We start from the raw sequence: 3,300 nt of genomic DNA on the forward strand, positions 1-3,300 counted from the left end.
AGTTTGGGTGGGCGGGCGGGAGGGGCTGAACGCTCGCAGGGGGTGGAAGTGGGGAAAACCCGGACGCGGTGGCCGGTGCCGACCTACTCTCGAGGTGTGCCAGGCGCGTCCGGCCGGGTGCTTGTTGTGGACGACAACAAGGTCATCCGGCAGCTGATCAGGGTCAATCTCGAGCTGGAGGGCCTCGAGGTCGTGACCGCGTGCGATGGTGCCGAGTGTCTGGATGTCGTTCATCAGGTGCGGCCCGATCTGGTGACCCTCGACGTCGTCATGCCACGGCTGGACGGGCTCCGCACCGCCGCCCGGCTGCGGGCGGACCCCCGCACCCACGACCTTCCGCTCGCCATCATCAGCGCCTGTACGCAGTACGAGATCGAGGCCGGCCTCGAAGTCGGCGTTGACGCCTTCCTGCCCAAGCCCTTCGAACCCGCCGAACTCGTCAGCCTCGTGCGGCGGCTCATGGACGGCGCGAGGGGAGAGACGAGGGGAGAGAGGAAGACGGGGCAGGGGACCGTCCTCGGCCCGGGGACGGGCGTGGCGGTCAGCAACGGACCCGCGGGCGAGTAGCCGGGCGGCGGGACGGGCCAGGCGTTCCGGTCGGTGAGTAGCCGGGCGGCGGGGCGGGCCAGGTCCCGGTCGGTGAGTAGCCAGGTAGCGGGACGGGCCCGGCGTCCCCACCGACGAGTAGCCGGGTTGCCAGGCAGCGGACCAGCCGTGCCAGGCGGCCGGCACAAGCGCTCACGCCGTCCATATGCCGGAACCTCCGCAAACCGGCTCGCTCACCCACCCCCCTCCTCCCCTACGCTTGTCCCCGTGACCCCCGTCGAGCTCTCTCGGACCGTGCTGCACGCAGTACGGCGTGCCGTGGACGCCGGAGAGCTGAGCGTGGCCGTTCCCGCTCGGGTGGCCGTCGCGCCGCCGGGGCCCGGAGGGCGTGGGGACTACGCGACCAACGTCGCCCTTCAGCTCGCCCGGCCCGCCGGGCAGCCGCCGCTGCTCGTCGCCGAGGTGCTGCGGCCGTACCTCGCCCGCGCCGAAGGCGTCACCGACGTCGAGATCACCGGCCCCGGCTTCCTCAACATCAGCCTGGACCGCTCCGCCGCCGTCTCCGCCCTCGTCCGGCGGATCCTGCGCGACGGCCCGCGCTACGGCCACACCGACACCCTCGCCGGACGGATCTTCCCGCTGCGCGTGCCGTACGAGGTGCGGGCCGAGGTCCTCGCCGACGCCCTGACGCGGATCGTCGCCTCACAGGGCGGACGGGTCGAGATCGAGCACCAGAGTCCACAGGACGGCAACAGCGGCAACAGCAGCAGCCACAACGACGGCAACCGCGGCGGTTTCTGGCTTCGGCCTCTGGCCGCCCCCGAGGACCCCACCCCCCTCGGCCCCGACGCCGCCCGCTGGGCGCTGTTGCATCCCGCCCCGCACGACCGGCCCCGTGTCAGCGCCGATCACCTCGTACAGCGCGAGAGCAACCCGCTCTTCCGGGTGCGGTACGCCCACGCCCGCACCCGTGCCGTCAGCCGTAACGCCGCCGACCTCGGGTTCACCGCCGCGGAGTCCGGCCCCGCCACCTGCCACGGCGACGCGGCCCGCTCCCTCCTTCCGCTCCTCGCGGACCACCCGCGCGTCCTCGCCACCGTCACCGTCACCGCCACCACCAGCGCGGACACGGTCCTCGACCCCTCCGCCCCCTCCCGTCTCACCCGGCATCTCCTGGCCGTCGCCGATGCCACGCTGCCCCTCCTCCTGACCGTGCTGCCCCAGGGGGAGGAGAAACCCTCGGCCGCCCACCGCGCCCGGCTGGCTCTTGCCGACGCCGCCGGGACGGTGCTGGCCGGCGGCCTGTCCCTGCTCGGCATCGACGCACCAGACCATCTCTGAAAGAGCACGCCCAAGATGAGCCGTTCCGCACACCCCGCCGGGCCCCGTCACGCCGACGTCCTCCCCGAGGGCCACTACTCCGCCCCGCCCGCCGACCTCAACTTCCTCGACCCCAAGGTGTGGGCGCAGACCGTCACCCGCGGCGCCGACGGCGTCGTCAGCGTCGGTGGGATCGACGTCAAGCAGCTCGCCGAGGAGTTCGGCACCCCCGCCTACGTCATCGACGAGACCGACTTCCGGGGGCGCGCCCGTGCCTGGCGCGGCGCCTTCGGCACTGACGCCGACGTCTTCTACGCCGGCAAGGCGTTCCTGTCCCGGGCCGTCGTGCGCTGGCTGCACGAGGAGGGACTCAACCTCGACGTCTGCTCCGGCGGCGAACTCGCCACCGCCCTGTCCGCCGGGATGCCCGCCGACCGCATCGCCTTCCACGGCAACAACAAGTCGCCCGCGGAGATCCGCCGCGCCATCGAGGCCGGCGTCGGGCGGATCGTCCTCGACTCCTTCCAGGAGATCGTGCGCGTCGCGCACATCGCGCGTGACCTCGGCACGCGGCAGCGGGTGCAGATCCGGGTCACCGTCGGCGTCGAGGCGCACACCCACGAGTTCATCGCCACCGCGCACGAGGACCAGAAGTTCGGCATCCCGCTGGCCGGCGGGCAGGCGGCGGAAGCCGTACGGCGCGCCCTCCAGCTCGACGGGCTGGAGCTCATCGGGATCCACTCCCACATCGGCTCGCAGATCTTCGACATGTCCGGGTTCGAGGTCGCCGCGCACCGTGTGGTCGGGCTGCTGAAGGACATCCGCGACGAGCACGGCGTCGAGCTGCCCGAGATCGACCTCGGCGGCGGTCTCGGTATCGCGTACACCAGTGACGACGACCCGCGTGAACCCCACGAGATCGCCAAGGCGCTCACCGAGATCGTCACCCGTGAGTGCGAGGCGGCCAGGCTGCGGACTCCGCGGATCTCCGTCGAGCCCGGCCGTGCCATCGTCGGGCCGACCGCTTTCACGCTCTACGAGGTCGGCACCATCAAGCCCCTCGACGGACTGCGGACGTACGTCTCCGTCGACGGCGGGATGTCGGACAACATCCGGACCGCGCTGTACGACGCCGAGTACAGCGTCGCCCTCGTCTCCCGCACCTCCGACGCCGAGCCGATGCTCGCCCGGGTCGTCGGCAAGCACTGCGAGAGCGGGGACATCGTGGTCAGGGACGCGTTCCTGCCGGCCGACCTGGCGCCGGGCGACCTGATCGCCGTACCGGCGACGGGTGCCTACTGCCGGTCCATGGCGAGCAACTACAACCATGTGCTCCGGCCGCCCGTCGTCGCCGTGAACGACGGTGAGGCCCGGGTGATCGTCCGCCGGGAGACGGAGGAGGATCTCCTCCGTCTCGACGTCGGCTGACCGGAC

Annotated in this window: 3 protein-coding genes; all 3 read left to right on the plus strand. The window is 72.2% G+C overall.

Annotated elements, in window-relative coordinates; translation table 11 throughout:
* The first annotated feature begins 42 nt into the window (after nt 1-42).
* Nucleotides 43-567: a response regulator gene (locus ALMP_RS32515; protein ID WP_375803559.1), complete on the plus strand. Its 525-nt coding sequence runs from the start codon at nt 43-45 to the stop codon at nt 565-567.
* Between the two features lie 246 nt (nt 568-813).
* Nucleotides 814-1,887 (plus strand): ArgS-related anticodon-binding protein NrtL, encoded by a 1,074-nt coding sequence (gene nrtL / locus ALMP_RS32520; RefSeq protein ID WP_264934987.1) that lies wholly within the window; start codon nt 814-816, stop codon nt 1,885-1,887.
* Nucleotides 1,888-1,902: 15 nt separating this feature from the next.
* Complete coding sequence (gene lysA, locus ALMP_RS32525; protein ID WP_264934989.1) at nt 1,903-3,294, plus strand: diaminopimelate decarboxylase; 1,392 nt, start codon at nt 1,903-1,905, stop codon at nt 3,292-3,294.
* Nucleotides 3,295-3,300: the final 6 nt, after the last annotated feature.

Source organism: Streptomyces sp. A012304, assembly GCF_026008495.1.
Lineage (GTDB): Bacteria > Actinomycetota > Actinomycetes > Streptomycetales > Streptomycetaceae > Streptomyces.

Excerpts from the sequence above, each read along its gene's own strand:
- lysA (WP_264934989.1), top strand. The coding sequence starts at position 1,903 with ATGAGCCGTTCCGCACACCCCGCCGGGCCCCGTCACGCCGACGTCCTC.